This window comes from Erythrobacter aureus, assembly GCF_003355455.1.
In the GTDB taxonomy this organism is placed as follows: Bacteria; Pseudomonadota; Alphaproteobacteria; order Sphingomonadales; family Sphingomonadaceae; genus Qipengyuania; species Qipengyuania aurea.
The window spans coordinates 2,726,636-2,752,607 of sequence record NZ_CP031357.1 but is presented as its reverse complement, the minus strand read 5'-3'; the positions used below and the strand labels follow the sequence as shown (position 1 = coordinate 2,752,607).

22 protein-coding genes and 1 pseudogene are annotated in these 25,972 nt (G+C 63.8%); 15 read left to right on the top strand and 8 right to left on the bottom strand.

The genetic code is table 11. The features are described from left to right. Positions 1-10: 10 nt before the first annotated feature. A complete protein-coding gene (locus DVR09_RS13535; protein ID WP_115417978.1) occupies positions 11-1,246 on the bottom strand; it encodes a serine hydrolase domain-containing protein in 1,236 nt (411 codons plus the stop codon). Positions 1,247-1,422: 176 nt separating this feature from the next. Here DVR09_RS13535 and DVR09_RS13530 point away from each other — a divergent pair, with 176 nt between their 5' ends. After that, positions 1,423-3,159, top strand: a complete 1,737-nt coding sequence (locus DVR09_RS13530) for a class I adenylate-forming enzyme family protein (protein ID WP_115417457.1) — start codon at positions 1,423-1,425, stop codon at positions 3,157-3,159. Beyond that, positions 3,156-4,382, top strand: a complete 1,227-nt coding sequence (locus DVR09_RS13525) for a TetR/AcrR family transcriptional regulator (protein ID WP_115417456.1) — start codon at positions 3,156-3,158, stop codon at positions 4,380-4,382. The genes DVR09_RS13530 and DVR09_RS13525 overlap by 4 nt, the downstream gene beginning before the upstream one ends. Here DVR09_RS13525 and DVR09_RS13520 read toward each other — a convergent pair. The 3 genes from DVR09_RS13520 to DVR09_RS13510 are packed head-to-tail and all read right to left on the bottom strand — an operon-like array spanning position 4,371 to position 7,973. After that, a complete protein-coding gene (locus DVR09_RS13520) occupies positions 4,371-5,675 on the bottom strand; it encodes an MFS transporter (RefSeq protein ID WP_234041460.1) in 1,305 nt (434 codons plus the stop codon). The genes DVR09_RS13525 and DVR09_RS13520 overlap by 12 nt on opposite strands. Beyond that, positions 5,672-6,742, bottom strand: a complete 1,071-nt coding sequence (locus DVR09_RS13515; RefSeq protein ID WP_115417454.1) for an acyl-CoA dehydrogenase family protein — start codon at positions 6,740-6,742, stop codon at positions 5,672-5,674. Before DVR09_RS13515 ends, DVR09_RS13520 begins: the two co-directional genes overlap by 4 nt. 19 nt (positions 6,743-6,761) lie before the next feature. Beyond that, entirely contained in the window at positions 6,762-7,973 is a 1,212-nt protein-coding gene (locus tag DVR09_RS13510) for an acyl-CoA dehydrogenase family protein (protein WP_115417452.1), read from the bottom strand. Between the two features lie 106 nt (positions 7,974-8,079). Between DVR09_RS13510 and DVR09_RS13505 the strand changes: the two genes are divergently transcribed. Then, a complete protein-coding gene (locus DVR09_RS13505; RefSeq protein WP_115417451.1) occupies positions 8,080-8,973 on the top strand; it encodes an HpcH/HpaI aldolase/citrate lyase family protein in 894 nt (297 codons plus the stop codon). A gap of 2 nt (positions 8,974-8,975) precedes the next feature. Here the strand turns inward: DVR09_RS13505 and DVR09_RS13500 are convergent, their stop codons facing one another. Further along, positions 8,976-9,704, bottom strand: coding sequence for a 3'(2'),5'-bisphosphate nucleotidase CysQ (locus DVR09_RS13500; RefSeq protein WP_115417449.1), 729 nt, complete (start codon positions 9,702-9,704; stop codon positions 8,976-8,978). A gap of 214 nt (positions 9,705-9,918) precedes the next feature. On the opposite strand from DVR09_RS13500, the gene DVR09_RS13495 reads away from it, so the two are divergent. From DVR09_RS13495 to DVR09_RS13480, 5 genes are all read left to right on the top strand, one after another. Further along, entirely contained in the window at positions 9,919-10,509 is a 591-nt protein-coding gene (locus tag DVR09_RS13495) for a flavin reductase family protein (protein WP_115417448.1), read from the top strand. A gap of 58 nt (positions 10,510-10,567) precedes the next feature. Further along, positions 10,568-11,542 carry an NAD(P)H-dependent flavin oxidoreductase gene (locus DVR09_RS13490; protein WP_115417446.1) on the top strand — a complete coding sequence of 325 codons (975 nt, stop codon included), beginning with the start codon at positions 10,568-10,570 and terminating at the stop codon, positions 11,540-11,542. Between the two features lie 15 nt (positions 11,543-11,557). Continuing rightward, positions 11,558-11,731 (top strand): hypothetical protein, encoded by a 174-nt coding sequence (locus tag DVR09_RS17240; RefSeq protein ID WP_162814972.1) that lies wholly within the window; start codon positions 11,558-11,560, stop codon positions 11,729-11,731. Between the two features lie 139 nt (positions 11,732-11,870). Further along, positions 11,871-12,893 (top strand): aldo/keto reductase, encoded by a 1,023-nt coding sequence (locus DVR09_RS13485; RefSeq protein WP_115417444.1) that lies wholly within the window; start codon positions 11,871-11,873, stop codon positions 12,891-12,893. Between the two features lie 105 nt (positions 12,894-12,998). Next, complete coding sequence (locus DVR09_RS13480) at positions 12,999-13,676, top strand: response regulator transcription factor (protein ID WP_115417442.1); 678 nt, start codon at positions 12,999-13,001, stop codon at positions 13,674-13,676. An 84-nt stretch (positions 13,677-13,760) separates the two neighbouring features. On the opposite strand, the pseudogene DVR09_RS13475 reads toward DVR09_RS13480, so the two are convergent. The 3 genes and pseudogenes from DVR09_RS13475 to DVR09_RS13465 form a co-directional block, all read right to left on the bottom strand. Then, a pseudogene (locus DVR09_RS13475) lies at positions 13,761-14,909 on the bottom strand (AAA family ATPase). Positions 14,910-15,117: 208 nt separating this feature from the next. Next, on the bottom strand, positions 15,118-17,865 hold the full coding sequence (locus DVR09_RS13470; protein WP_115417440.1) for a TonB-dependent receptor domain-containing protein: 2,748 nt from the start codon (positions 17,863-17,865) through the stop codon (positions 15,118-15,120). 124 nt (positions 17,866-17,989) lie between these two features. Next, positions 17,990-19,558, bottom strand: a complete 1,569-nt coding sequence (locus DVR09_RS13465; RefSeq protein ID WP_115417438.1) for a beta-helix domain-containing protein — start codon at positions 19,556-19,558, stop codon at positions 17,990-17,992. Between the two features lie 268 nt (positions 19,559-19,826). Here DVR09_RS13465 and DVR09_RS13460 point away from each other — a divergent pair, with 268 nt between their 5' ends. The 7 genes from DVR09_RS13460 to DVR09_RS13430 all read left to right on the top strand — a co-directional run bounded on the left by DVR09_RS13460 (position 19,827) and on the right by DVR09_RS13430 (position 25,958). After that, the gene (locus DVR09_RS13460; protein WP_115417437.1) at positions 19,827-20,210 is read left to right on the top strand and encodes a hypothetical protein; all 384 of its coding nucleotides are present in this window, start codon (positions 19,827-19,829) and stop codon (positions 20,208-20,210) included. A 155-nt stretch (positions 20,211-20,365) separates the two neighbouring features. Then, the gene (locus tag DVR09_RS13455; RefSeq protein WP_234041459.1) at positions 20,366-20,995 is read left to right on the top strand and encodes a lytic transglycosylase domain-containing protein; all 630 of its coding nucleotides are present in this window, start codon (positions 20,366-20,368) and stop codon (positions 20,993-20,995) included. A 46-nt stretch (positions 20,996-21,041) separates the two neighbouring features. Beyond that, positions 21,042-21,302, top strand: coding sequence for a TrbC/VirB2 family protein (locus DVR09_RS13450; RefSeq protein ID WP_234041621.1), 261 nt, complete (start codon positions 21,042-21,044; stop codon positions 21,300-21,302). Position 21,303: 1 nt separating this feature from the next. Further along, entirely contained in the window at positions 21,304-21,588 is a 285-nt protein-coding gene (locus DVR09_RS13445) for a VirB3 family type IV secretion system protein (protein WP_115417434.1), read from the top strand. Next, positions 21,578-24,016: a VirB4 family type IV secretion/conjugal transfer ATPase gene (locus tag DVR09_RS13440; RefSeq protein WP_115417433.1), complete on the top strand. Its 2,439-nt coding sequence runs from the start codon at positions 21,578-21,580 to the stop codon at positions 24,014-24,016. The genes DVR09_RS13445 and DVR09_RS13440 overlap by 11 nt, the downstream gene beginning before the upstream one ends. Next, entirely contained in the window at positions 24,013-25,188 is a 1,176-nt protein-coding gene (locus tag DVR09_RS13435) for a TrbL/VirB6 family protein (RefSeq protein ID WP_115417431.1), read from the top strand. Before DVR09_RS13440 ends, DVR09_RS13435 begins: the two co-directional genes overlap by 4 nt. Further along, positions 25,185-25,958: a TrbG/VirB9 family P-type conjugative transfer protein gene (locus DVR09_RS13430; protein WP_115417430.1), complete on the top strand. Its 774-nt coding sequence runs from the start codon at positions 25,185-25,187 to the stop codon at positions 25,956-25,958. The genes DVR09_RS13435 and DVR09_RS13430 overlap by 4 nt, the downstream gene beginning before the upstream one ends. Positions 25,959-25,972 lie beyond the last annotated feature (14 nt).

Sequence of the window (25,972 nt, the reverse complement as noted above, 5' to 3'; positions counted from 1 at the left end):
CGGTGTCTCCTCAGACGTAGGTTTCGGTGAGGGCGGAATAGATCAGCGTCTTGAGCTGACGGCGGATGGGATAGGTCGACGAGGGATAGACCTGCGTCATGAAGACCATGGTGATCCGTTCGACCGGATCGACGAAGAAGGCGGTCGAATAGGCGCCGCCCCAGTAAAACTCGCCGAGGCTCGACGGGATCAGCGTTTTTGCCGGATCGATCACCATCGCGAATCCCAGGCCGAAACCCGTCCCGGCATTGTTCGCTTCGGAAAACAGGCTGCTCGACATCTCGGTGAGATCGGCATTGTTCGGCAAATGGTTGGTGCGCATCAGCCGCACGGTCTTGGGGCTGAGGATACGCGCGCCGTCCAGCTCGCCGCCGTTCAGCAGCATGGTCGCGAAGCGATGATAGTCGGCGATGGTGCCGACCAGCCCTCCGCCGCCGCTGTCGAAACTCGCGGGCTTGGCAAGCTTGCTCGTCGCGCCGGCGCTGATCATCCGCGACGACTGGCCCGGACGATAGGCGTAGGCATCGACCAACCGTTCGAGATCGCCTTCGCGAACGCCGAAGCGCGTATCGGTCATGCCGAGCGGGGCGAAGATGTGCTGCTCGAAATAGTCGCCCAGCCGCATCCCGCTGATCCGTTCGACCGCGATGCCCAGCACATCGGTCGAGACCGAATAGTTCCATCCCTGCCCGGGCGCGAATTCGAGCGGGAGCTGGGCCAACTTGTCGACGAACCCGTCGCTGTCGAGATTGTCGCGCGCGAAATCGAAATTGTGCTCGCGATAGACCGCATCGATATTGTTGCGGTTCTGCAAGCCGTAGGTGAAGCCCGACATATGGGTGAGCAGATCGACGAAGCGCATCGGATGCGCGGGCGCGCCCGGCGCGAAGGGGATCGAGCCGCCGCCGCCCGCATAGACATGCAAATTGGCGAATTCGGGAAACACTTTCGTCACCGGCTCTTCCAGTGCGACCTTGCACTGTTCGACGAGCTGCATGAAGGCGACCGAGGTCACCGGCTTGGTCATGCTGGCGATGCGGAACAGCGCGTCGTCGCGAAGCTCGCGGCCATCGTCGCCCATCTTGCCGAGCTTGGTGTAATGGACCGGTTGCCCGTCGCGCGCGATCAGCAATTGCGCGTTGGGCAGGCGGCCATTGTCGACATACGCCTCTGCCAGGAATGGAGCGATTCGCGATAGCCTCCCGGCATCGAAACCCAGTGCTCCGGCGTCTGCCAGTTCGACCATTCCGTTCTCCGTTTCCATACATACCTATGCTTCGGTTTTGCACGAATAGCGGATTCATCTGTTCTTGCCACCCTCATACCTTTCCTTCGAAGGCGGCTTGCACATCCATGACAAGCAGGGTTAGATCGCGGGTGGAGAGAGTCGCCCCGGAAGTGGCGGCAGATGAGGGGATACCCATGAACGACCTCGCGCAAGCGATCGATTTCGTGCCACCGGCGAATTGGCCGGCCATGTCGCGGCAGGAGTGCGTCGAGCGTCTGACTGCACCGGGGCAGCGCCTCGAGATGGAGACGATCGACATTCGCGGGGTGCCCACGCGTGTATGGAAAAACGCGCCAGCCAATTTGCGTCAGGTCGCCATGGCCGGGCGCGCGCATGGCGACCGCCTTTTCGCCATCTACGAGGACGAGCGGATCACTTACGATGCCTGGTTCCGCGCGGTCGCGCGGCTGGCCGCCGAATTCCGCGCGCGCGGCATCGCCAAGGGCGACCGGGTGGCCTTGGCGATGCGCAATCTGCCCGAATGGCCGGTCGCCTTCTTCGCCGCGACCGCAATCGGCGCGATCTGTGTTCCGCTCAATGCCTGGTGGACAGGGCCGGAACTGGCCTTCGGGCTCGCCAATTCGGGCTCGAAACTGCTCGTTTGCGATGCCGAGCGGTGGGAGCGGCTGGCCGGCCACCGCGCCGAGTTCCCCGGATTGGAAACGGTGTTCGTTGCGCGCGGCGGAAAACCGGTGGAGGGAGGCGAGCGGCTCGAGGATGTCATCGGCACGCCCGGGGACTACGCTGCATTGCCGCCATGTGAATTGCCGCCAGAAGAGATCGCCCCGGATGACGAGGCGACGATCTTCTACACCAGCGGCACCACCGGCCAGCCCAAGGGTGCGTTGGGAACGCATCGCAATCTGTGCACCAATGTTCTCTCATCCGGCTTCAATACCGCCTGCGCGGCTCTACGACGGGGTGAAGTACCGCCCGACCCGGTGAAGAAAGTGGGGCTGACGGTTATTCCGCTGTTTCATGTCACCGCTTGTTCGGCGGGTCTGATGGGATATATCGTTGCCGGACACACCATGGTCTTCATGCACAAATGGGACCCGGAAAAGGCGTTTCAGCTCATCGAGCGCGAGAAAGTAAACCTGACCGGCGGCGTGCCGACCATCGCCTGGCAATTGCTCGAGCATCCCAAGCGTAAAAATTACGACCTCTCCAGCCTGGAAGCAGTTGCCTATGGCGGTGCTCCTGCCGCACCCGAGCTGGTGCGCAAGATCCACGAGGAATTCGGCGCGCTGCCCGCCAATGGCTGGGGCATGACCGAAACCATGGCTACGGTGACGGGGCATTCCTCCGAGGATTATCTCAACCGCCCCGACAGTTGCGGGCCGCCGGTTGCCGTGGCCGATCTCAAGATCATGTCCGAGGATGGCGAGACAGAGCTGCCCACCGGCGAAGTCGGCGAGTTGTGGGCGCGCGGGCCGATGATCGTCAAAGGCTATTGGAACCGGCCGGAAGCGACGGCGGAAACCTTCGTCGACGGTTGGGTCCGGACCGGCGATCTGGCCCGGCTCGACGAGGAGGGGTGGTGCTTTATCGTCGACCGGGCGAAGGATATGGTCATCCGGGGCGGCGAAAACATCTACTCCTCCGAGGTCGAAAATGTGCTCTACGATCATCCCGCAGTGACCGATGCCGCGCTGGTAGGCATCCCCCACCCGACCTTGGGCGAAGAACCCGCCGCCGTGGTCCATCTCGCGCCCGGCACTTCGGCGAGCGAGGAGGAACTGCGCGAGTGGGTTGCCGCGCGACTGGCGAAATTCAAGGTGCCGGTGCGCATCGCTTTCGTCGAGGGCACCCTGCCGCGCAATGCCAATGGCAAGATCCTGAAGAAGGATCTGGGGGCTTTCTTCGCGTGAACGGTCCCGCCGCCACCCGCAAATTCGGCGAAAAGCGCGAGGCGATCGTCCACGCAGCCGCTGTGCTGATCAATGAAGTCGGCGTGCAGGCGACCACGCTGGCCGAGGTCGCGCGCGCAATCGGGCTGAATGCGACCAGCGTCACCTATTATTTCCCGCGCAAGGAACAATTGGTCGTCGCGGTCTATGACGAGACGCTGACCCTGATGGAGCGCATGGCGCGCGAGGCGCTCGAACAGGCGGAGCCCGCCGCGCGGTTGCGGCATTTCATCGCCGCCCATGTCGCGCTGAGAAAACGCATCAGGGCTGGCGAGCGTGGCCTCGTCACCGCGCTGTCGGAAATCCGCACGCTCGAACCCGAGGTGCAGGACCCGCTGATGGCGCACTACTTGCGCATCGTCGATCTCGTGCGGCGCTTCTTCGGCGAATGGCGCGACAAGGACGAGCGGGCGTTGTTCTCGGCCCGGGCGCATATCCTGCTCGAGGCGATGATGTGGTGGCCGGTATGGTCGATACGCTATTCCGTTCTCGATTTCCCGCGCATCGAAGAGCGGCTGTTCGATGTGCTCGCGCATGGCCTGCCCGCCCGGCGGGGGGCCTTCGATCCGCAACAACTGGTGGGCAATTGGCGCACGCCGGAAGAGGAGGAGGCCGGGCAGAACGAAGCCTTTCTGCGCGCCGCGACGGTGACGATCAACGAACGCGGCTATCGCGGCGCATCGGTCAACCGCATCGCCGAAAGCCTCAACGTCACCAAGGGCAGTTTCTACCATCACCACCAAGCCAAGGACGATCTGGTGCTTGCCTGTTTTCAGCAGAGCTACGATCGCCTTTCCGCAGTGCAGATCGCGGGGCGCGATATCGAAACGGATTACTGGATCCGTTTGTCGAGCGTGCTGGCCGAACTGGTCGATGTGCAATTCTTCGATGCCACGCCCTTGCTCCGGACCACCGCGTTGCAAGCGCTCGACGCGGAACACAAGATCGACGTCGTCACCCGGTCCAACCGGCTGGCGCGGCGCTTTGCCGGGATGCTGATCGACGGCATCGCCGACGGTTCGGTGCGCGCGATCGATCCGCTGGTGGCGGGGCAGGTCATCATGTCGACGGTCAATTCCGCCTATGAGGCGCGCCATTGGGCGGCCCGCTTCGAACGGCCCGACCAGGCGATCCGGACTTATCTTTCGGTCATGTCCGAAGGGATGCTCGCCTCATCGGATTGAGGCGCGCGGCTCGCGCACGCGCCAGATCATCAGTGCCAGGCTGGCAATGAGCGAGGCGAAGGCCGCGACAATCAGCGGAGCATAGCCCAGCGCGGCGATACTTAGCCCCACCAGGACGGGGCCGATGGAAGACACGCCGCCTTCGACCGAAGTGGTCAGCGCCAGACGCATGGGAATGTCCTCGTGCTCGCCGAATTCGAGCACCAGCGTGACTGCCGCCATCATCCAGCCCGAAAAGCCGAAGCCGAGGAAGGCGAAACTGGCATAGAGCAGCCAGCCATCGCCGAAGACCAGCAGCAGCACTCCCGCCAGGCTGCTTGCCAGCGCGCCGAGATAGACAGCGCGGAAGCCGATCCGGTCACCGAGTGAGCCCCAGACGAGATTGGACATCGTGTCCGCGGCAAGGAAGGCGAGGCTCAAGCTACCGATCAGCGCGCCATCCAGTCCCAGCCGGTCGCCGACATAGAGCGTCCAGAACGGCAGCCCCACCCGCGCGATCGCGGCAAGGCCGTGGGCCACCAGAAAGGCGCGGAAATCGCGGTGCTGCAGCAATTCGCCGAACTGGCCGATCCGCTCGCGCAGGGGCGTGACCGGGCGCAGGCGCGGCGCGTCGGGTTCGCGGATGCCGGTCTTGAGGACCACGAGACCGATCGATGTCAGGACGAAGGCGAGGAGGAAGGTCGTGGCATAGCCATTCCCGAGCCATTGCTGCTCGATGAAGTAATGCCCCGCGATCCAGGCGAGACCGGCGGCGATCAACCCGCCCACCATGTTGCGGATGCCCTGCAGGCGCCCGCGCCGGTCGATGGGGATCAGCTTGGCCATGAGCATCTGGAAGGCCACCCGCTGCGCGCCGCTGAAAAAGCCCAGCAGCAGGAAGCTGGCGAGCGTCACCACCAGCAGCGTCGTGCCTTCCAGTGTCCATGCCGCGATTGCCAGCGCCAGCACCATAACCCGCATCATCGAACCGACGCTGATGGCATAGGGCAGGATGCGCTCGCGGCTTTCGACCTGCGCGCCCGACAGGATCGGAGACACCGTGCCGCCCAGTTGCAGCAATGCGGTGCCGAGCCCGACCGCCGCCGCGCTGCCGGTCAGCAGATAGAGATAGGCGGGAATGATTGTGGGGGCATAGATCAGGCGAAACCCCGTCATGCCGAAGACGCCATGCGTCAGATTGGTCGCGTAATTGCGCTTGAGGTTCGCCTCCATAAAGGCGTGATGGCGCCCCCAGACATCGGTGTCCGGGAGCGCCTCCTTATCTTCGCCCGCTGAGGCGAATACCTCGCTCAATAGCTGGCGAGCTTGGCGTATCGATCCTTGAGATAACTCGAGGAGCCCCAGGCCGATTCAAGCACACGGGCGCGCTTCAGATAGAAGCCGACGTCGTATTCGTCGGTCATGCCGATGCCGCCATGCAGCTGGATGCCCTGATTGCTGATCGTGTGCAGCACGCGGTTGGCCTCCGCCTTGGCGATAGTCGCGGCGCGCGCGACGCCGAATCCGCCATCGACCGCCTGCAGGCCCGCCTCGACCGCGCTGCGCATCTGCGCGAGATCGGCGAACAGATCGGCCATGCGGTGCTGCAGTGCCTGGAAGGTGGCGAGCACCTGGTTGAACTGCACGCGCTGCTTCAGATAATCGAGCGTGGTATCGAAGACCTGCTGCGCCATGCCGAGCATTTCGGCGGCGGTCAGCACGCGTGCCCGGTCGAGCACATCGTCGAGCAGGCTGTCGCCGCCACCTTCGAGCTTCTCCGCCGCAGCGCCGTCGAAATTCACATCGGCGTGGCTGCGCTGGTCGGTGAGCTTGCGCGTGGTGAGCGACACGCCGTCACCCTTTTCGACGAGGTAAAGCCCGTCCTTCGCCGCGACCACGAACAGGTCCGCGCCATGCGCTTCGTGGACGAAGGCCTTCTTGCCCGTCAGCTTGCCGCCCGAAACGCTTGCCTCGATCGCGCTGGGATCGTGATGCGCGCTTTCGTCGACCGCGAGCGTGGCCACGGTTTCACCGCTGGCGAGCCGTGGCAACCACTTGGCCTTCTGCTCGTCGCTGCCGCCGAGCACGATCGCGCTTGCCGCGATGGTCGTGGCGACCAACGGGCTGGCGGTCAGTGTCTTGCCCAGTTCCTCGACCACGAGGCCCGCCGATAGGAAGCCGAAGTCCGATCCGCCGTGGTCCTCGGGGATGATGACCCCGGCCCAGCCCATTTCGGCCATCGTGGCGTAGGCGCTCTTGTCATAGGCATGCGGCTCGCCGCTGGCGCGGACCTTGCGAAACTCGGTCACCGGGCTTTCATTGGTCGCCCAGTCGCGCGCCATGTCGCGCAGCATTTCCTGTTCTTCGTTGAGAACTGCCATTTTTCCGTGCTCCCCTCTCTTACTGGTGGTCGAGCATGCCGAGCACGCGCTTGGCGATGATGTTATTCTGGATTTCGGTGGAGCCGCCATAGATCGTGGTGGCCTTGCCGAAGAGCCAGCCGCGCACCGCCTCGAGTTCGCCGTCGGTGAACTCCTCGCCTTCCCAGCCGAGGCCCTGCAGGCCGCGAATTTCGATCAGCAGTTCGCTGCGCTCCTGGCTCAATTTGGTGCCGAGCTTTTTCAGCACCGAGCTGATTTCGGACACACCGCCTTGCGCCTTGCTTTCCTCCACCGCGCGGCGGGCGGTGAGCAGAAAGCTGTTCCAGCGGATTTCGAAGTCGGCGATCTTGTCGCGCAGAACCTTGTCGGCGAGTTCGCCTGCCGCATCGGTTTCGCCATATTTCTTGGCGATATCGCCCAGGCTCTGGCCCATCATGCTGGCCAGGCGCCCACCGCCCGAAATGTTGGTACGCTCGTGCTGGAGCAGGCGCTTGCCGATGGTCCAGCCCTGGCCTTCCTCGCCGACGAGGTTTTCCTTGGGCACCTTCACATTGTCGAAGAAGGTTTCGCAGAACGGGCTGGTGCCGCTGATCATGGTGATCGGGCGGACCTCGACGCCCGGTGCATCCATGTCGATCAGCATGAAGCTGATGCCGCGATGCTTGTCGCTCTTGTCGGTGCGCACGATGGCGAAGCACTTGTCGGCCCACTGGCCGCCGCTGGTCCAGGTCTTCTGGCCATTGACGATGTAATGATCGCCCTTGTCCTCGGCGAAGGTCTGCAGGTTCGCAAGGTCGGAACCGGCATTGGGCTCCGAATAGCCCTGGCACCAGCGGATTTCGCCGCGGCAGATCGGCGGGATGTGCTCCATCTTCTGCGCCTCGCTGCCATATTCGAGCAGGGTTGGGCCGAACATCATCACGCCCATGCCGCCAATCGGGTTGTAGGCCCCGGCCTTGGCGAATTCCTGGTCGATGATCTTTGCCTGTGCCTTGGTCAGGCCGCCGCCGCCATACTGCTTGGGCCAGGTGGGCGTGCCCCAGCCGCGTTCGCCAACCGCTTCTCGCCAGGCCTTCTGGGCAGGCGTTTCGTCGGTCGGCCCGTCGACACCGGCCAGCGCATTGCCCTTGTTCTTGAGCTCGTCGGGGAAGTTGGCGGCGAGGAATTGCTGCACTTCGGTGCGGAAGGCATCCTCGTCGGCATGGATGTCGGGTTCTAACTGGGTTGCCATGAGTCTCTCCTGAATCTCGGCGACAGGCATACCGCAAAGTTTACGTGCACGGAAATACGCTAGGGCATGCTTGACGAATACCGGCCTTTGCGTCTCAAGCACGCGTATGAGCGAAAAAACAGAACCGAAATTGCGGATGCGCAGCTGGCTGTTCGCCCCAGGCGACAGCGACAAGAAAATGGCCAAAGCCGCCGAGGGCGAGGCCGATATAGTGATCTTCGATCTGGAAGACGCGGTGGTCGAAAGCGGCAAGGCGGATGCCCGCGCTGCGATCGCGGAATTCCTTGGTTCGAAAAGCGAGCAGGAGCGCGCCCGGCTGTGGGTCCGGGTCAATCCGCTCGATGGCGAGTGGACGGCCGATGATCTCGCGGCGATCATGCCCGCGCGTCCCGGCGGGATCATGCTGCCCAAGTCGCGCGGGCGGCACGATGTCGAGGAACTCGACCGGCAGATGACCGCGCTGGAGGCGGAGAACGGGATCGAGCCGGGTTCGACGCCGGTTATCGCGCTGGTGACGGAAACGGCGGCGGCCATGTTTACCACCGGCGATTATGGCGGCGCACCGCGACTGGCGGCGATGACTTGGGGTGCCGAGGACCTGGCCGATTCGCTGGGCGCGCAGAGCAATCGCGACTTCGATGGCGATTTCGCTTTCACCTACAAGCTGGCGCGCAGCCTGTGCCTGCTCGGCGCGGTGGCGGCGGATGTCATGCCGATCGAGACGATCGACACCAATTTCCGCGATCTGGAAGGATTGCGCAAGCGTGCCATCGAGGTTCGCCGTCAGGGCTATCGCGGAATGCTGGCCATCCATCCGGCGCAGGTGCCGGTAATCAACGAGGCCTTTTCTCCGAGCGAGGAAGAGATCGCCGAAGCGCGGGAAATCATCGCGCTGTTCGAAGCAAATCCGGGCGCGGGCACGATCGGCTGGAAGGGCGGCATGCTCGACCGCCCGCATCTCTCCCGTGCGCGCCAGCTTCTGGCGCAGGTCGAAACCTAGGCCTAGAGCTTCGCGACCTCGGTCAGCACCCGCTCGGCCCATTCGGAGCGGCAGATCAACAGATCCGGCATGTAGGTATCGGAATTGTTGTAGATCAGCGGGCTGCCGTCGACACGGCTGGCGTGAAGGCCGTGCGCCAAGGCCACGGCCGCCGGGGCGGCGCTGTCCCATTCGTACTGCCCGCCGGTGTGGAGGTAAATTTCCGCTTCGCCGCGCACCACCGCCATGGCTTTCGCACCGGCCGATCCCATGCCGACCAGTTCCGCACCGATGGCTTCGGACACGGCCACGGCTTCTGCTGCGGGCCGCGTCCGGCTGACGACCATGCGCGGCTTTTCGGCGGCGGCGGGCACCGCGATCGGCGCGTCGCTCCGCAGCACGGTGCCGAGGCCGGGCAGGGCGACCGCACCGATCTCGGGCTTGCCATTCACGCACAGCGCGACATGAACTGCCCAGTCGGTACGCGCTTCGCCATATTCGCGCGTGCCGTCCACCGGGTCGACGATCCACACGCGCTCTTTGGAAAGGCGCTCGGCGGTATCCTTGCTTTCTTCGGACAGCAGGCCGTCTTGGGGCCGCTGTTCGCGCAGCGCGTGAACGAGAAACTGGTTGGCGGTCTGATCGCCCGCCTGGCCCAGCGCCTTGCCTTCGAACATGCCGCTTTCGCGGACTTCAATCAGAATCTTGCCTGCCACTTGGGCGAGGTGAGCGGCCAGTTCGGCGTCGGTCATGCTGGAGTATTTCCCCTATTCACAATACTTGCGGCCCGCATGACAGAGACGGGCCGCCTTGCGAACCCCCGATTTGTTGCGAGTGCGAAATGGGGCGACAGGAGGCCCTTGCGGTCCTCGTCGATCGCATGGCCGGGCATGACACCGTTCGAAATGCTGTTCCGTGGCTGCCTGACACTTGCCCTTGCCCGCGCGCGCGCCTAGCCAGCCGGGGATGTTCGATCCCCAGGCTTTCCGCGATGCGCTCGGCAGTTTCGTTACCGGCGTCACGATTGTGACCGCGCGCGATGGGGAAGGGCGGCCCTTCGGCCTGACCGCCAACAGCTTCAATTCGGTCAGCCTCGATCCGCCAATGGTACTGTGGAGCCTTTCCTTGCAGTCGCGGACGCTGCCCGTGTTTCGCGACGCGACGAGTTGGGCCGTCCATGTTCTTGCCGCGGACCAGCAGCCTATGTCCGATCGCTTCGCACGACCGGGCGAGGACAAGTTTGCCGGGCTCGAAATATCCGACGGTCCCGAAGGCGCGCCTCTCATCAAGGGCTGCGCGGCCCGTTTCGGCTGTCGCGCCCGCTTCGAATACGAAGGCGGCGATCATGCGATTTTCCTAGGCGAGGTCGTCGATTTCGATCGTCGCGAAGCTGCGCCGCTGATCTATCACGGCGGCCGCTACGGGCGGGTAATGCGCGCGCCCACGGGCGAGGACCTGGAGCGCGAAGGCCTTGCCGAAACGGTTGGCGGAGAGCTTTCCCTTACGGCGAGCGGTGCCGAGCTGCTGGCGGCGCTCGAGAGTTTGGCGAAGCGCTAGACACCGGGCCTCCGCGCCGATACCCGTTGCGAAAAGCAACCAAGGGAAGAGCAGCATTATGAAGACCCGCATCACCGAAATGTTCGGCATCCAGCACCCGATCATCCAGGGCGGCATGCATTATGTCGGCTTTGCCGAGATGGCGGCGGCGGTGTCCAATGCGGGCGGCCTCGGGATCATCACCGGCCTCACCCAGGGTACGCCCGAAAAGCTCGCCGACGAGATCGCGAAATGCCGCGATATGACCGACAAGCCCTTTGGCGTGAACTTGACCTTCCTGCCCACCGTCAACGCGCCCGATTATCCCGGCCTGGTGCGCGTCATCATCGAAGGCGGGGTCAAGGTGGTCGAAACCGCGGGCAACAATCCCGCGCAGGTGCTGCCCTATTTCAAGGATGCCGGGGTCAAGGTGATCCACAAATGCACCAGCGTGCGCCACAGCCTCAAGGCGCAGTCGATCGGCTGCGACGCGGTGAGCGTCGACGGCTTCGAATGCGGCGGCCACCCGGGCGAGGACGACATCCCGAACATGATCCTGCTGCCGCGCGCGGCGGACGAGCTGGAAATCCCCTTCGTCGCCAGTGGCGGCATGGCCGATGCGCGCAGCCTCGTCGCCAGCCTCGCCATGGGCGCGGAAGGCATGAACATGGGCACCCGCTTCATCGCGACCAAGGAAGCGCCGGTGCACGAGAACGTGAAGAAGGCGATCGTCGCTGCCAGCGAACTCGACACCCGCCTCGTCATGCGCCCCCTTCGCAATACCGAGCGTGTGATGACCAACGATGCGGTCGAGGAACTGCTCAGGATCGAGAAGGAAAAGGGCGCCGATCTCAAGTTCGAGGACATTATCGAACAGGTGGCGGGCGTCTATCCGCGCATCATGATGGAAGGCGACATGGACGCAGGCGCCTGGTCCTGCGGCATGGTGGCGGGCCTCATCAACGATATCCCGACCTGCCAGGAACTGATCGACGGCATCATGACCGAAGCGGAAGAAATCATCCGTGGCCGCCTTGCCGGTTTCCTGAACTAGGGGGCTGACGCCGCCATGCTCGATACCAGCCATCGCACCGCCTATAACGAGGACCAGGAGGCCATCCTGCGGGACGAGCGATATCGGCAGGAGTATCGCGCACCGCTTTCGCGCGCGGGGCGGGTGGCCGGGCTTTCCTACAGGGCGCTCATTTGCGATAGCGACGGTGCAGCGCCGCTGATCGCATAGCCCCCCCGCGGGCAGCCAAGTGTCACCCGCCGGATTTGTGAAATCTGTGTTTTGAATCAAGGGCTGGGCGACGCAAGATGCGGGTGACACAGTGTCGCCTTTGTCGCCCACCGCGCGCACAGATCGGAAGGATTTGCCAATGGAATACGTCAATCTCGGTCCCTCGGGCCTCAAGGTTTCGCGCCTGTGCCTCGGCTGTATGAGCTATGGCGATACGACCAGGGGATGGCACGGCGACTGGGTGCTGTCCGAGGACGAGAGCCGGCCCTTCATCCGCGAGGCGCTGGAAGCGGGAATCAACTTCTTCGATACGGCCAATATGTATTCGCTCGGCGCATCGGAGGAAGTCGTCGGCAGGCTGCTGGCCGAACATGCCAGGCGCGACGAGATCGTGCTGGCGACCAAGGCTTTCCTGCCCTGGCGGCAGGCGCCCAACACCGGCGGCAATTCGCGCAAGAGCCTGTTTCAGGCCATCGACGACAGTCTGGTCCGGCTCGGTATGGACTATGTCGACCTGTTTCAGATCCATCGCTGGGACGAGACGACCCCGATCGAGGAAACGATGGAGGCGCTGCACGACATCGTGAAGGCAGGCAAGGCGCGCTATATCGGTGCCTCGTCCATGTGGGCCTGGCAGTTCGCCAAGGCGCAGGAGGTCGCCCGCGCCAACGGCTGGACCCGCTTCATATCGATGCAGAACCACGTCAACCTGCTCTACCGCGAGGAAGAGCGCGAGATGCTGCCGCTGTGCGCCGATCAGGGCGTGGGCGTCATTCCGTGGAGCCCGCTCGCACGCGGCAAGCTGGCGCGCGCCTGGGACGAGAGCACCCTGCGCAGCGAGACCGACGGGTTCGGCAAGACGCTCTACCGCCAGCAGGAAGAGGCCGACCGGGCGATCGTCGAGGCGGTGGGGGCCATCGCAAGCGAGCGCGGCGTGTCGCGCGCCACGGTGGCGCTCGGCTGGCACGTCGCCAAGGGCGTGACCGCGCCGATCATCGGGGCGACCAAGGACGGCCATATCGCCGCAGCCGTTGCCGCGATGGACCTCGGACTGTCCGAGGAAGAAGTGGCCCGGCTGGAAGAGCCTTATCTCCCCAAGGCGCCCGTCGGCGTGGAAACCACCGCGCCGCGCAACTGGTCGCTTTCGCTGCTGGAGGGCTGAGCGCACGGCCGCTTTCCGGCCGAGTGTTACAATCGCGCGCCGGGGGTCACAAACAAGTCACATCGCTGCGCCATCGCTCCTCGGGACAGGGTGGGGCGAGACCACGTGCGAACGATCAATATCTTCCTGACCGATCCGATTGTTGGCGAATGGACCGATTTCGAGAACGGCGATATCCGCTATGCTTTCGGGCGTCTCTATCCCGACGGGCCACGGCGCCTTGTCGAAGGGCCGGTCTGCGTCTTTGTCGACTGGGTGATGGACGATCTTTCGGGGCTGGAGATGTGCCGGCGCCTGCGCTCGGACGCGCGGATGGAAGATGCGCATGTCACGATCCTGCTCGAAGAGGACGATGCCGACGACAAGCGCCGCGCCTTGCGCGCCGGGGCCGACGATTATCTGGTCGGGCCGATCGACCGCACCGCCATTCTCGACCGCGTGATGGCCCTGGAGCCCGGCGGCGCAAGGACGCGCGTGACCGAACGTCTCGAACTCGGACCGCTGCTGGTCGATCTCGCCGCGCTGCAGGCACGGTGGAACGGCCATCCGCTGAACCTTCGCCCCAATGAATTCCGCCTGCTGCATTTCCTGGCCCAGAATCCCGACCGGGTCCTGTCGCGGGCCGATCTCATCGCGGCGCTGGGCAAGCAGGAACCGCCAATCGACGAACGCACCGTCGATGTCTGGATCGGCCGCCTCCGCCGCGCGCTGCGGTCCGTATCGGCGGGCGAAAGAGTGCGGACCGTCCGCTCGCTCGGCTATGTCTACGACAGCTACGACTGAGCGGCGGGCTGGACCGGTAGCGGGCCGTCTGGTGGCGCCTTTCTTGGGATGTTTCTCGTTGAGAAGGTGCTTTGAAGCGAACGTTCAACGGGCGGGCCACTTCCAGTCGATATCTTGTGGGCCTGCAATGAAGGTTTCGCCCAGATCCTTGTGAAGTTCGATCGATGTGCTTGCCGGGCTTTCTTCGAGTGCCGACACAAGATGCGTCGAATGAGATACCACGAGAATCTGGCTGCGCTCGGATGCCTTGCGAAGCAGGCGCGCCAGCGGTGCAAGCAGTTCGGGGTGAAGGCTGCCTTCCGGCTCGTTCAAAATCATCAGTTCTGGCGGACGCGGCGAGAGCAGCGCAGCGACGAGCAAGATATATCAGAGTGTGCCGTCGGAGAGTTCCGCCGCATTCAACGGGCGGAGAAGCCCATGTTGCCGCATCTCGACTTGGAAATGTTCGTTCACCTGTAGCGATGCCCCGTCGAAAGCGTCCGAAATTGCCTCTTCAAGCGCGGCGGAATCGCCGATCTCGACAATGGTCTGTATCGCGGCCCCTACATCCGAACCGTCGCTGGCGAGGATCGGCGTAAACGTTCCAATTCTTGGACGGCGCGCCGGAGCATCGCGGTCCGTGCGCAAATCGTCATAGAAGCGCCAGGCACGCATGCGCTCGCGCAAGAGCAGAAGCTCGAGGCCATCGACGGGATCGGCGCAGTGCGTCATCATACTGTCGTAGGCGGGCAGGTCCTTTATGCTGTCCCGCCACACGCCGCTATCGTTGCTGCGAATGCGGACAAGAGAGCCGCGCCGATCCGCCAGCAAGTTCGAGGGTTTCAGGTGCGACCCTGTCCAAAGAGCTTCGCTCTTTATCTCGGGATCGTGGCCAAATCGCGTGGTAGATGGCCTCGGCAATCCGAGGTCGATAGCGTATCCGTAATCCTCCGACGAAAAGCCGAGCTTAAGGCTTACCGGGTCGCGCCTTACCGTTCCCTGGACCGGCACTTCTCCCGTACGCATCCGGGAACTGATCTTTTCCGGGCCGGCCCATAAGGTTGAACCTAGCCCTCCTTCCGCCGCCAATGAGGCGATCGCTCGACCCTGCGCGATTTCCGATAGCAGCCGAAGCGAACGATAGAGACTGGACTTGCCGCTGCCGTTCGCTCCGGTAACGATATTCAGCGGTCCCAGCTCCAGCTTTACGTCTCGAAGCGAGCGATAGCCAGAAACGGCAAGGCACGTAATCATGCCATGGAGCTAGCGCTTCATGCCCGGTTGAGCCAGCTTCAAAGAGCTTGTGAAGTCGGGGCGAGAATATCTGCCCAGGCGATGGGCGTTTCGATGGCGGTCCGGCTGCTCCCAACCCACAGGGCGGGCAGTTCGCGCGGCTGATTTCCGCCTCATATCGAAAAGGGCCGCCCGGGGCGGCCCTTCCGGGTGTGAAGTCCAGTTCGGCCTAGAATTCGGCGGAAAGTGACACTGCGAAGCTGCGGCCGACGTCGTAGCTGTTGATCTCGATCCGGTTGGTGCCGTTGGTCTGGAATTCGAAATGGTCGCGGCCGGTGATGTTCCGGGCTTCGAATTTAAGCTCCATGTCGGCTCCCGCCAGTTCGAAGCCCTGACGCACCACGAAATCCAGGCGCAGGCCCGGATCCTCGACGATGTCCGGAAGCGCGGCCGTTCCGCGGCTTGTGACGCGCTCGCTGGCATAGCTGAGCAGGAAAGTGGCCTGGCTGACCTTGTCGAGATCCTCGATCCCCAGTTGCAGATTGACCAGATGGTCCGACTGGCCGGTGAGCGGCACGCCGTCGCGGAAGAAATTGGTCGCCGGCTGGTCCGCGAAGGGGAAGACCCTGGCGATATCGTCGGCCCCGACCTGCAAGTCGGACTGGGTGTAAGTGTAGTTGGCAATCGCCACGAGACGCTTGCTCTCCCACCAATCGCCGAGGCTGTAGAGGTCCTTGTTCCACTGCAATTCGAATTCGGCACCGTAGAGCTTGGCCGACGGTGCATTGGCGAAGCCGCTGATCTGGTCGTTGTCCGAGAAGCTGGAGAAGACTTCGATCGGGTTCTCGATATCTTTGTAGAATCCCGCGAGGCTGGCCTTGCTGCCCGACCCCCAGTAATATTCGGCGCGCGCCTCGTAGTTCGTCAGCTCGCTGTCGATGAGCGAGGGGTTGCCGTTGAACTGACGGTTGGTTTCCGGATCGAAATAGGTCTGGAAGATCAGTTCGCGGAACTGCGGGCGGGCGATGGTCTTCGATGCATTGAACCGCAATTGGAAGCTGTCGGTGACTTCCCAGGTCAGCGTTGCCCCCGGGAGGAAATAGTCGTTTTCGAGCAGTGTCGAATTGCCGGACCCGCTGGGCGTTCCGTCGAGCCCCAGCGGAACCACCTGCTGCCTGGCATCTTCGTAACGCACGCCGAGATCGAGCGAGACACCCGGCGTCGGTTCGAGGCGCGCCTGAACATAGCCGGCGATGATTTCGAGCCCCGCCTCGAAGGCCGGGTCCGAGCCCGTGGTGTCGAAAATATTGTAAGTGAACGGTCCGATACCCGCCGCGTCCTGCGCATCGGGATCGTAGCCGAGTTCGATCAGGGAATCGCCGAGCAGGGCATCCGGGCGGAAGGCGCCGAAAATGTCGGGGTAACCGCTTGATGCGCGGATATCGAATTCGCGGCGCGAGGACAGGCGCTGCGTGTCCGTATAGGCACCGCCGACCGTCACCCCCAGCCAGTTGGCGAGCTGATAGCTGAGGTCGATCCCACCGTAATAAAGGTCTTCGGTCAGGTCCGAGAGGGCGACAACCGCGCCGCCGCGCTGCGGATCGAGCGTGTTGAGGAAGATATTGCCGAGCGGATCGTTGGCGTTGTTGGTGCGGGTATAGGTGAACTCCCACTCATACGGGGCTTCACGCTGTGTCTGGGCATATCCGGCACGCAGGTCGAGCGAGAGGTCGCCGAACTCCATTTCGCCGGTGAACTGGGTGTCGAACAGCTGACGTTCGTACCAGCCGGTGTTCTGCACCTGGTCGGTATCGTCGTTCTGGAAGTCCGTCCCCTCTGCAAGCGAGGCGCGCTTGAGGCTGTCGCGAATGAACAGGTTGACCACGCGGAAGCGATGCTCGCCCACTTCCAGGCCGAAGCCCAGCATGGCGTTGGCAAGGATGCGTTGGTCGGTGGTGAACTGGCGAAAGTCGGTATCGAGATCCAGATCCGCGTTGACCGCCGTCTGGCGGGTAATGAAGCGGTTGCGCCACTTATTGCTGAGCGATGCCGTTGCGATGATCCCGAAGCGGCCATCGGAAAAGACATCGAAACTGGTGCCTGCGGTTATGCCCGCAGACCAGTTCACAGGGAGAGTGTCCGTGCTCTGGAGCAGGATCAGGTTGGGATCGCCCAGTTCCAGCAGGATCGCCTTCTGGTCGACATTGGGATCGGACAGGGCAAGGCCGCTGTCGAGGTAATTCTGCAGGGCCGGACGTGTGGTGCGCCGCCCGTCATCGAAACCGAACCAATCGTAGCTCGATCCGTAATAGCTGTATCCGGTGCCGAAAGTGGTTTCGCTATCGCCGGAAATGCCGGCGCTGATCTTGACGAAGCTCTCGTCGGGAACGGCGCGGGTGGTGAGGTTGATCACACCGCCGCCGAATTCCCCGGGGAAATTGGCCGAGTAGGTTTTCTGAACCAGGCTGGAGGCGATGATGCTGGTCGGGAAAATGTCGAGCGGCACCACGCGGCTCAGCGGCTGGGGCGAGGGGAGCGGGAGGCCGTTGAGCAGCGCGAGCGAATAGCGATCGCCCAGGCCGCGGACATAGACGAGGCCATTGCCCACGGTGGAAAGGCCTGTGACGCGGGTCAGCGCGCCGGCGATGTCGCCTTCGCCGGTGCGGGCGATGCTGGCGCTGTCGAGCACCGAGACGACCTGCGACGAGGCACGGGTCACGTCCTGGCGACGGCGGCCGGTGACGACGATGGCGCCACCGGGGACCGAGATTTCGGGCTCCTCGAACTGCTCCTCTTCGGGCGTATCCTCGATGCCCTCGACCTGCTGTGCCTGGACGGCGTCGGTTGCGGGATCGGCTTCGGCGGGAACGCCTTCGGCGCCGGTGCCCACACCGGTATCCTGGGCGAAAGCGGCCCCGGGAATAGTGAGCGCGGTGGTGAGCAGGAGCAGCGCGGTAAGCTGCTTGCCGGTCGACATGATACGAGACCCCCTCATGTTCAGGCCTGATAACGGATGCGGAGCTCTGCGATGGCTCCTGTGCGAAAAGCGAATGAGGCCGCGGAATGCGCCTTGGTGCACATCCCGCGGCCTTTGGAGCCGATCAGTATACCGGCAGGCTCGAGCAGTCGGTTACGTTCGAGTCGAAAGTCACCGTGGCCGAGTTGCAGGTCCAGCCCTGAACCCAGGTGTCGTTGCCCGGATAGGCGGCACCGATATTCGTCGGGGTGTTGAAGAACGCGGCCAATGCCTTCGGATCGAAGACGGCGACGCCGTTTTCGTTCGAACCGTTGACGAAGGTCATCGTCAGCGTGTTGGTAAAGGCTGCATCGTTGTTCGAACCACCATCGAAAATCGCCTGGGTCTGCGCAGCAGTGACACCGCCGCTGCCGTCACGGAAATCGGTCGCGCAATCCATCACGAAGCTTGCGAAGACCGGCGGACCGTCTTCGTCCGGGCCGGCGCCGGCCGCACGGATCGTTTCCGGAAGGTCGAGACGCAGGCAGGGCGTGCCGCCCGTGGCATCGACCAGAACCGAGTTCACGATCGCGAAATCGGTGCCGCCCCGGATACGGATGGCCTGGTCCTGCTCGGCGCCGTTGTGGATGAAGGTCGCGTTGGAGATCTGCGTCTTCTGGCGCGGGGTCTGCTCTTCCAGACCGTTATTGGAATCGGCCTCGATGATCGTATCGCCAACGTTGGGACGCTGGATAGCGATCACGTTCTGCATGTTGACCTTCGCGCCGGTATCGGTGTCGAGGCTGTCGTCTTCCGCACCGACCACGATCAGGTTGCGAACGTTGAAGCGGCCACCGAAGAATTCGACGCCGTCATCCGAGCTGTTGTAGCTCATGATGTTGTTGATCGTCGTACCGCTTCCCACGCCGCCCGTGGTGAGGGCCTGCAACTCGTTGTCGCCCGAAAGGACGAAGCCGGAATAACGGAGCTGGACGAACTGAAGGCTGCCAGAGCTGTCGTCCGAGGTTGCGCCGCCGAACAGGGCGGGTTGTACCGCGCCTTCCACCTGGCGTTCGCAGGCTGCGGTGCCCGGGGTCGCGCCGGGAGCGATACAGTCCGTGACCGGGGCGCGGCCGGAGAGGACGAGACCGCCCCATTGGCCCGACGAGTTGATCGTGTTGAGCCCCTGCACATTGTCGCGGCTGGTGAAGATGATCGGACGCGATGCGGTGCCGTTGGCCTGGATCGTGTTGCCGCGGTTGATGTTCATCCAGCCCGAGCCCTGCGAAAACAGGATCACGCCCGGTTCGATGGTCAGTTCGACATCGGTATCCGCACCGGTGTCGACCGGCCCGCCATCGGTGCCGACGTCGACACGGCCATCAATGCGATAGAGCAGGCCTTCGATATAGGGCAGCGTCGACGACGCTGTGAAGCGCGAAGGCAGGGTGCAGACGCGGTATTCACCGGTCGGCCCGTTGATCGTGCCGCTGTCGGTCAGGCCGACCGGATCGGAGATCGTCGGGCAGCCGGCTGCCGGAGTGACCAGCGTGGCTGTGGGCGTCGGGGTCGGTGTCGGCGTGGGTGCAGGCGTATTGGTATTGTTGATGGTGATGTTCCCGCCGGTTCCCGGCGAGACGATTTCGTCGGCGCCGCAACTGGCGAGAGCCAGAGCCGAGCAGCCGAGGACGAGCGAACGATGAAGATTGGTCACGGGTAACGGTCCCCTCAAAAACCGGATGAACTGGATTCGCGAATTCGTTGATCGCGACTCGTCCGCTAGGGGGCCTTCGTGACAGTTTTTGTCGCTTCATGACCGTTGTGTTGCAGTTTCGACCACTAATGCGACGAAGCACCGGGGCTTCGTCGAAAACCGCATCCCAAACCCATGGATTGCAGAAATATGACAATGTTACAGTTTTGTTGCGGAATGCGGTGAAGCAGGGCACCCATAGCCGCAGAACAGATATGGGAGAGCCGAAATGGCGATCATCGCAAGTGTAGCATTGGCGCTTATGGCGCAGGGTCCGGTCGAAGTGGTCGCAGACCCGCATTCGGATTTCGATGTGGGCTATGAAGAGCTGGTCGCGAACGACAATGCCGCGGCCCGTGCGGCCATCGAGAAATGCGACGAGCTGGCCGCGGACGACCCGGCACGCCTGATCAATCACGGTATCGCGCTCGCGCGCACGGGCAACTATGAGGCGGCCCGCGCCGATTTTGCGGCTGCCGCTAACGCGCGCGACAGTGTCGAACTCGAAACCGCCGATGGAAAATGGGTGGATTCGCGCCGTCTCGCGCGCAAGGCTTTGGCCATGCTCGACAAGGGCGAATTCGCTCGCTATTATGCACTCTCGCTCCGCTAATTCTTCGCAAGACTGCAGAGCCACCGGGCCCGCCTTCTTTGGAAGGCGGGCCTTTTTTATGTGTGTTGTAACCTTGCGACAGTTCGACAGTACATTGCCCTTCCTGTCACTCGCTTGTCATGTATCATGGCCATCGGGACCGGACGGAGGGTGCAATGATTCTCGCACGCTTGGCGCTGGTGACGGGATTGTCCTGCGCGGTGCTGACTGCCTTCCCTGTGAAGGCGGATGTCATGGAAGTCGACGCTGACGGAGCGCGCTGGGTAACCGGCGGAGGCGCCGCGTCGACTGCCGCCCAAACCGAATTGGCATCCGCGGGGCCGCTGACCGAAGTCCCTGCCGACATCGTGATTCCGGATGCCGCTGTCGCCGATCCTGGCCAGTATGCGCGTTTCGTACCGGAAAGCTACAAGGCCAAGGTGGCCGAACTTGCCGCGCGCTTCGATCTCAGCCCGACGCTCATCGAAGCGCTGGTGTGGCAGGAGAGCCGCTGGCGCGCGAACGCGGTTTCGCCCGTTGGCGCACGCGGACTCGCCCAGCTGATGCCGGGTACGGCGCGTGATCTCGGTGTCGATCCCGACGATCCCTTCGCCAATCTCGAAGGGGGTGCACGCTATCTGCGCGAACAGCTCGACCGGTTCGACGGCGATCTCGAAAAGGCTCTGGCAGCCTATAATGCGGGGCCGGGGCGCGTCATTCGCGCGGGTGGCATTCCCCGCATCCGCGAAACACAGCATTACGTGGCGGCCATCATGGGCCGTCTTTCCGACCATTCACGGGAGTAGATACTTGAGTCGCAAAATCACCCTTCCGGCGGCGCTTGCCGCACTGATGATCCCGAGCGCCGCCTTTGCGCAAGGCACCGATCCGGCCGGATCGGGTCCGATCGTCGCCGCGCTTGGCTGGCTGCAGGGGACCTTGCTCGGCAATGTCGCGACCGCCGTTGCCGTCATGGCCGTAGCCGCCGTCGGCTTCATGATGCTGACCGGCCGTCTCAATTGGCGCTTCGGGGCAACCGTGATCATCGGCGTGTTTATCCTGTTCGGTGCCGCTTCGATCGTCGCGGGCATCCAGGGCGTGGCAGGAGGCTGACGTGACCGCGCTCGTCCGCCATCCCGTTCACCGCGCGCTGACGCGTCCGCAGATGTTCGCGGGGGTGACTTATAACTACTTCATCATCAACGGGATGGTGACGACCGAGGCATTCCTTATCACCGGCAGTTGGCTGGCCTTGCTGGTTTTCGCCGTGATGCATGGCGTGGGCTATTTCGCCTGCCTGCGCGAACCGCGCATCTTCGACCTGTGGATCACCAAGGTTTCGAAATGCCCGCGGGTGGCAAACTACAAGCGCTGGGGGTGCAATTCCTATGCCGCGTAAGGACAAGTGGAAAGGCGCCGCTGCCTGGAGCGCGAAGGAAGCGCGCGCCGGCGATCGCCTTCCGTATCTTCGCCTGATCGATGAAAGCACCATGCTGCTGCGCGACGGCAGCGTGATGACCGCGATCCAGGTGCCGGGGCTGCTGTTCGAGACCGAGGACAGCGACGCGCTGAACGCCCATGCGGCCACGCGCGAAGTGGTGCTGCGCTCCACGCTCGATGCGCGCTTCGTACTCTATCATCACGTCATCCGGCGCCGTGTTTCGGTGGAGCTGGAGGCGCAGTTTCCCGATCCGATCAGCCGCCATATCGACGAGCGCTGGCGCGAGCGGCTCGGCTCGGGCCAGCTATTCGTCAACGACCAGTTCATTACGCTGATCCGCCGCCCGGCGCGTGGCAAGGCGGGGCTTGCCGAACGCGTGAGCAAGAAATTCAAGCGCGGTGGCGGCGAATGGCTCGACGCCGATCCGAAGGATTTGCGCAGCCTGCGCGCAGCCTCGCAAGGGCTGGTGGCTTCGCTATCGGCTTACGGTGCGACCCTGCTCGGCGATTACATCGGGCCGCAGGGTCATACCAATTCGGAAATGCTCGAGCTCTTGAGCGCGCTCTACAACGGCGAGATGCGCCCCGTGCGCAAGCCTGCCGACGATGTCGATCTGGGGCACATGCTACCCTATCGCCGGGTCAGCTTCGGCCTCGATGCGATCGAGATGCGCGGTTCGGGCACGCCCGATTTTGCCGCAATCCTGGGCCTCAAGGACTATCCCGAAGCGACCTCTCCCGGCCTGCTCGACAGCCTGCTGCGCCTGCCGTTCGAAATGGTGGTGAGCGAAAGCTATGCGCCGACCGAGCGTCAGACCGCGCGCGAGCGGATGGACCTGGCCATCCGCCGCCTGAAGAGCGCGGACGAGGAAGCCGCCGCAGAACGCGCCGACATGCTTGCCGCGCGCGATGCGCTGGGTAATGGCGCGGTCGGCTTCGGCGATCATCATCTGACCGTAATGGTCAAGGAACAGGGGCTCGGTCGTCTCGACGATGCCATGGCTGCCTGCGCCGCCGCATTGGCCGATACCGGCGCGATCGCGGTGCGAGAGGATACCAATTGCGAGCCCGCCTTCTGGGGACAGTTCCCGGGCAACGAGAGCTATCTCGTCCGCCGTGCGTTGATCTCGAGCGCCAATATGGCCAGCTTCGGGAGCCTGCACGGCTTCGCGCTCGGTCAGGCGCAGGGCAACCACTGGGGCGAAGCGGTGACGCTGCTGGAGACCACCAGCGCGACGCCGTTCTTCTTCAATTTCCACCACGGCGACCTGGGCAACTTCTCGGTCATCGGGCCGTCGGGCTCGGGCAAGACCGTGGTGATGAACTTCCTCGCCGCGCAGGCACAAAAGTTCAGCCCCCGCACCATCCTGTTCGACAAGGATCGCGGCGCGGAGCTGTTCGTGCGTGGCATCGGCGGGCGCTACGACAGCATCCGCGCGGGCGAGCCGACCGGCTTCAACCCGCTCTCCCTGCCCGATACGCCGGGCAACAAGGCCTTCCTGCGCGACTGGCTGGGCGTGCTACTCAAGGCCGAGGGGCCGGAGGAAGAACAGACCATCGCCGGCGCCGTCGACGCGGCCTATGCCAATGACGCCTCGCTGCGTCGCCTGCGCCACTTCAAGGAATTGCTGTCGGGCAGCCGCCGTCCGCAGCCGGGTGATCTGGCCGATCGTCTCGGTGCCTGGATCGGGGAGGGCGAACATGCCTGGATGTTCGACAATGCCGAAGATCGGCTCGACCTGACGAGCCGCGTGCTCGGCTTCGACATGACAGCGCTGCTCGAAAACCCGAAGCTGCGCACGCCGACCATGATGTATCTCTTCCACCGAATCGAGGAACGGCTGGACGGCAAACCGACCATGATCCTGATCGACGAGGGCTGGAAGGCGCTGGACGACGAGGTCTTCGCCGCGCGCATCCGCGACTGGCTCAAGACGCTCAGAAAACGCAACGCGCTGGTCGGTTTTGCGACGCAGTCGGCGCGCGACGCGCTCGAAAGCCGCATTTCGACCGCATTGGTCGAGCAGACTGCGACCATGGTGTTCATGCCCAACAGCCGCGCGCGGCCCGAGGATTATTGCGACGGCTTCGGCCTGACCGAGCACGAGCTGGCGCTGATCCGTACGCTGCCCGCGCACAGCCGCTGTTTTCTCGTCCGGCAGCCAGACGCGAGCGTGGTGGTGCGGCTCGATCTGTCGGGCGCGCCCGAAGTGCTGACGCTTCTGTCGGGCCGGGAAAGCTCGGTTCGCCGCCTCGACCTGCTGCGCGAAGCGCTCGGCGATGCGCCCAGCGAATGGTTCCCCGCACTCACCGGGACGAAGTGGCCGGGCGGGGCGAACGATGAAGGCGGAGCGGGGGTCGAAGCCCTCGGCCTGGCCGCCGAATGAGCGTGAACTGCCAGCAGGCCGCCGAAGGGGTCGGCAACGGTGTCGCGGCGGCACTGCGCGGTGTCGACTGTATCGCGGGTGAAGCGAGCGCTGCCGCGTTCGGCCGCCTGTTCGCGCCGGGCGGCTCGCTCGGCACGGTTCTGACGCTGGTTCTCACGCTGTTCATCGCGCTGTTCGCCTTTGCCCTGCTGACCGGGCGCACCAATATCGGCATTCGCAGCCTCGTCCCGCGTATGATGACGCTTGGCCTCGTACTCACCTTCGCGACGAGCTGGATCGCTTATCAGAGCGTGGTCTGGAACCTCGCAGTGGCCACTCCCGATTATCTCGCTGGCATCCTGACCGGGGCGAAGGGGTCGGCCACCGACACCTTCGCGCAGAAGATCGATGTCGTTTTCATCGCGATTCAGGAAGCGAGCGGCGCGAATGAAGAATTCTCCGCCTTCTCGCCCGAAGGCATGATGTGGCTGGGCGCGATGCTGTTCATGCTCGGCACGGTCGGGCTGCTGGTGACGACCAAGATCGCACTCGGCGTTCTTGTCGCACTGGGGCCGATCTTCGTGGTCTTGGCGCTGTTCAACGGCACCCGCGGATTGTTCACTGGCTGGATCAAGGGGCTGACCATGTGCGCGCTAGCCCCGCTGTTCGCGGTGCTTGGCGGCAGCATCATGCTCGAACTCGCCGTGCCGATCCTCACCGCATTGACCGCCACGCCCGGCCAGGTCGATCCGCAGGCCGGAATGGCCTTTTTCATGATCGGCGCGGTCCATGTCGCTTTGATGGTTCTCGTCCTCAAGGTTGCAGGGGCCATGGTTGCGGGCTGGACTGTCTTCGGCCTCGCCTCCGACCGGGATGAGAAATCGGCCCCTGTCGCGGTGCCGCATCAGGCAGCACCTGCCGCCGCACTCACGCAGGCGCAGGCGGTCAGCCAGGCCAGCTCGCAGGCGCGCAGGATCGACGTTTCGGCAGTGCCGACCGCGCATGCCGCCAATGATGGCGCTGCCCCGGGCGCAGGCGGAGGCGCGCGCGTCACCAAGGTTTATGCGACGTCTTCGGGTTCCGCCCCGCAATCACCCACCAGCAAGGCCCGCGCCCGCGGGTCGGGCATCGGCAGCCGGTTCAAATCCGCGACGCCCAAGGCCCTGGACCGTTCTATGGAGAAACACGCATGACCCGCGCGCTCATTCCCGCGCTCGCTCTCGCCCTGCTGGCCGCGCCCGCCGCAGCGCAGGATTCCCGCCTCGTCGAGGTGATGTATGACGAAGCCAGGGTGGTTCGCGTCGAAGGCCGGGTGACGGTACAGGCCAGCATCCTGTTCGGTGACGACGAAGTGATCGAGAACGTCGCCATCGGCGACAGCGCGAGCTGGCAGGTCACCCCGAACAAGCGCGCGAACATCCTGTTCGTGAAACCGCTGGAGCCGCGCGCCTCGACCAATCTCACCGTTATAACCAGCAAGCGGACCTATCTGTTCGATCTCGTCGCCAATCCCAATGCCAAGCCGCTCTACCTGATGCGCTTCGCCTATCCGGACGAGCCGGAAGAGGAACAGGATGTGCAGATGGCTGCCGGGCCGAATTCGCTCGAAGCACAGGCTGCGCGCGATCCCTATGCGGTGGTCGATCCGGCGGATCTCAACTTCGCCTGGAATGCCTCGGGTGCTCCCGAATTATTGCCCGAAAACACTTATGACGACGGGACCGCCACCTTCCTTACCTGGCCCAATGGCAAGGATGTGCCCGCCATTCTCGTGACCAATAGCGAAGGTGTGGAAGGCCCGGTCAATTTCACCGTGCGCGGCGATACCATTGTCGTCGATGGCGTTCCGCGCACGATCGTGCTGCGATCGGGCAAGGACAGCGCCCAACTGGTCAATACGGGGCCAGAACGGCCCGCAACTTCCGCGAGCGGTAAGCCCGCTCTCGCCTCGAAGGGGAGGTAAACGATGCGTCTAGC

Excerpts from the sequence above, each read along its gene's own strand:
- DVR09_RS13440 (WP_115417433.1), top strand. The coding sequence starts at position 21,578 with ATGCCGCGTAAGGACAAGTGGAAAGGCGCCGCTGCCTGGAGCGCGAAG.
- DVR09_RS13430 (WP_115417430.1), top strand. The coding sequence starts at position 25,185 with ATGACCCGCGCGCTCATTCCCGCGCTCGCTCTCGCCCTGCTGGCCGCG.
- DVR09_RS13485 (WP_115417444.1), top strand. The coding sequence starts at position 11,871 with ATGGAATACGTCAATCTCGGTCCCTCGGGCCTCAAGGTTTCGCGCCTG.
- DVR09_RS13490 (WP_115417446.1), top strand. The coding sequence starts at position 10,568 with ATGAAGACCCGCATCACCGAAATGTTCGGCATCCAGCACCCGATCATC.
- DVR09_RS13455 (WP_234041459.1), top strand. The coding sequence starts at position 20,366 with ATGATTCTCGCACGCTTGGCGCTGGTGACGGGATTGTCCTGCGCGGTG.
- DVR09_RS13435 (WP_115417431.1), top strand. The coding sequence starts at position 24,013 with ATGAGCGTGAACTGCCAGCAGGCCGCCGAAGGGGTCGGCAACGGTGTC.
- DVR09_RS13495 (WP_115417448.1), top strand. The coding sequence starts at position 9,919 with ATGTTCGATCCCCAGGCTTTCCGCGATGCGCTCGGCAGTTTCGTTACC.
- DVR09_RS13510 (WP_115417452.1), bottom strand. The coding sequence starts at position 7,973 with ATGGCAACCCAGTTAGAACCCGACATCCATGCCGACGAGGATGCCTTC.
- DVR09_RS13460 (WP_115417437.1), top strand. The coding sequence starts at position 19,827 with ATGGCGATCATCGCAAGTGTAGCATTGGCGCTTATGGCGCAGGGTCCG.
- DVR09_RS13515 (WP_115417454.1), bottom strand. The coding sequence starts at position 6,742 with ATGGCAGTTCTCAACGAAGAACAGGAAATGCTGCGCGACATGGCGCGC.
- DVR09_RS13535 (WP_115417978.1), bottom strand. The coding sequence starts at position 1,246 with ATGGTCGAACTGGCAGACGCCGGAGCACTGGGTTTCGATGCCGGGAGG.
- DVR09_RS13450 (WP_234041621.1), top strand. The coding sequence starts at position 21,042 with ATGATCCCGAGCGCCGCCTTTGCGCAAGGCACCGATCCGGCCGGATCG.
- DVR09_RS13505 (WP_115417451.1), top strand. The coding sequence starts at position 8,080 with ATGAGCGAAAAAACAGAACCGAAATTGCGGATGCGCAGCTGGCTGTTC.
- DVR09_RS13500 (WP_115417449.1), bottom strand. The coding sequence starts at position 9,704 with ATGACCGACGCCGAACTGGCCGCTCACCTCGCCCAAGTGGCAGGCAAG.
- DVR09_RS17240 (WP_162814972.1), top strand. The coding sequence starts at position 11,558 with ATGCTCGATACCAGCCATCGCACCGCCTATAACGAGGACCAGGAGGCC.
- DVR09_RS13530 (WP_115417457.1), top strand. The coding sequence starts at position 1,423 with ATGAACGACCTCGCGCAAGCGATCGATTTCGTGCCACCGGCGAATTGG.
- DVR09_RS13470 (WP_115417440.1), bottom strand. The coding sequence starts at position 17,865 with ATGTCGACCGGCAAGCAGCTTACCGCGCTGCTCCTGCTCACCACCGCG.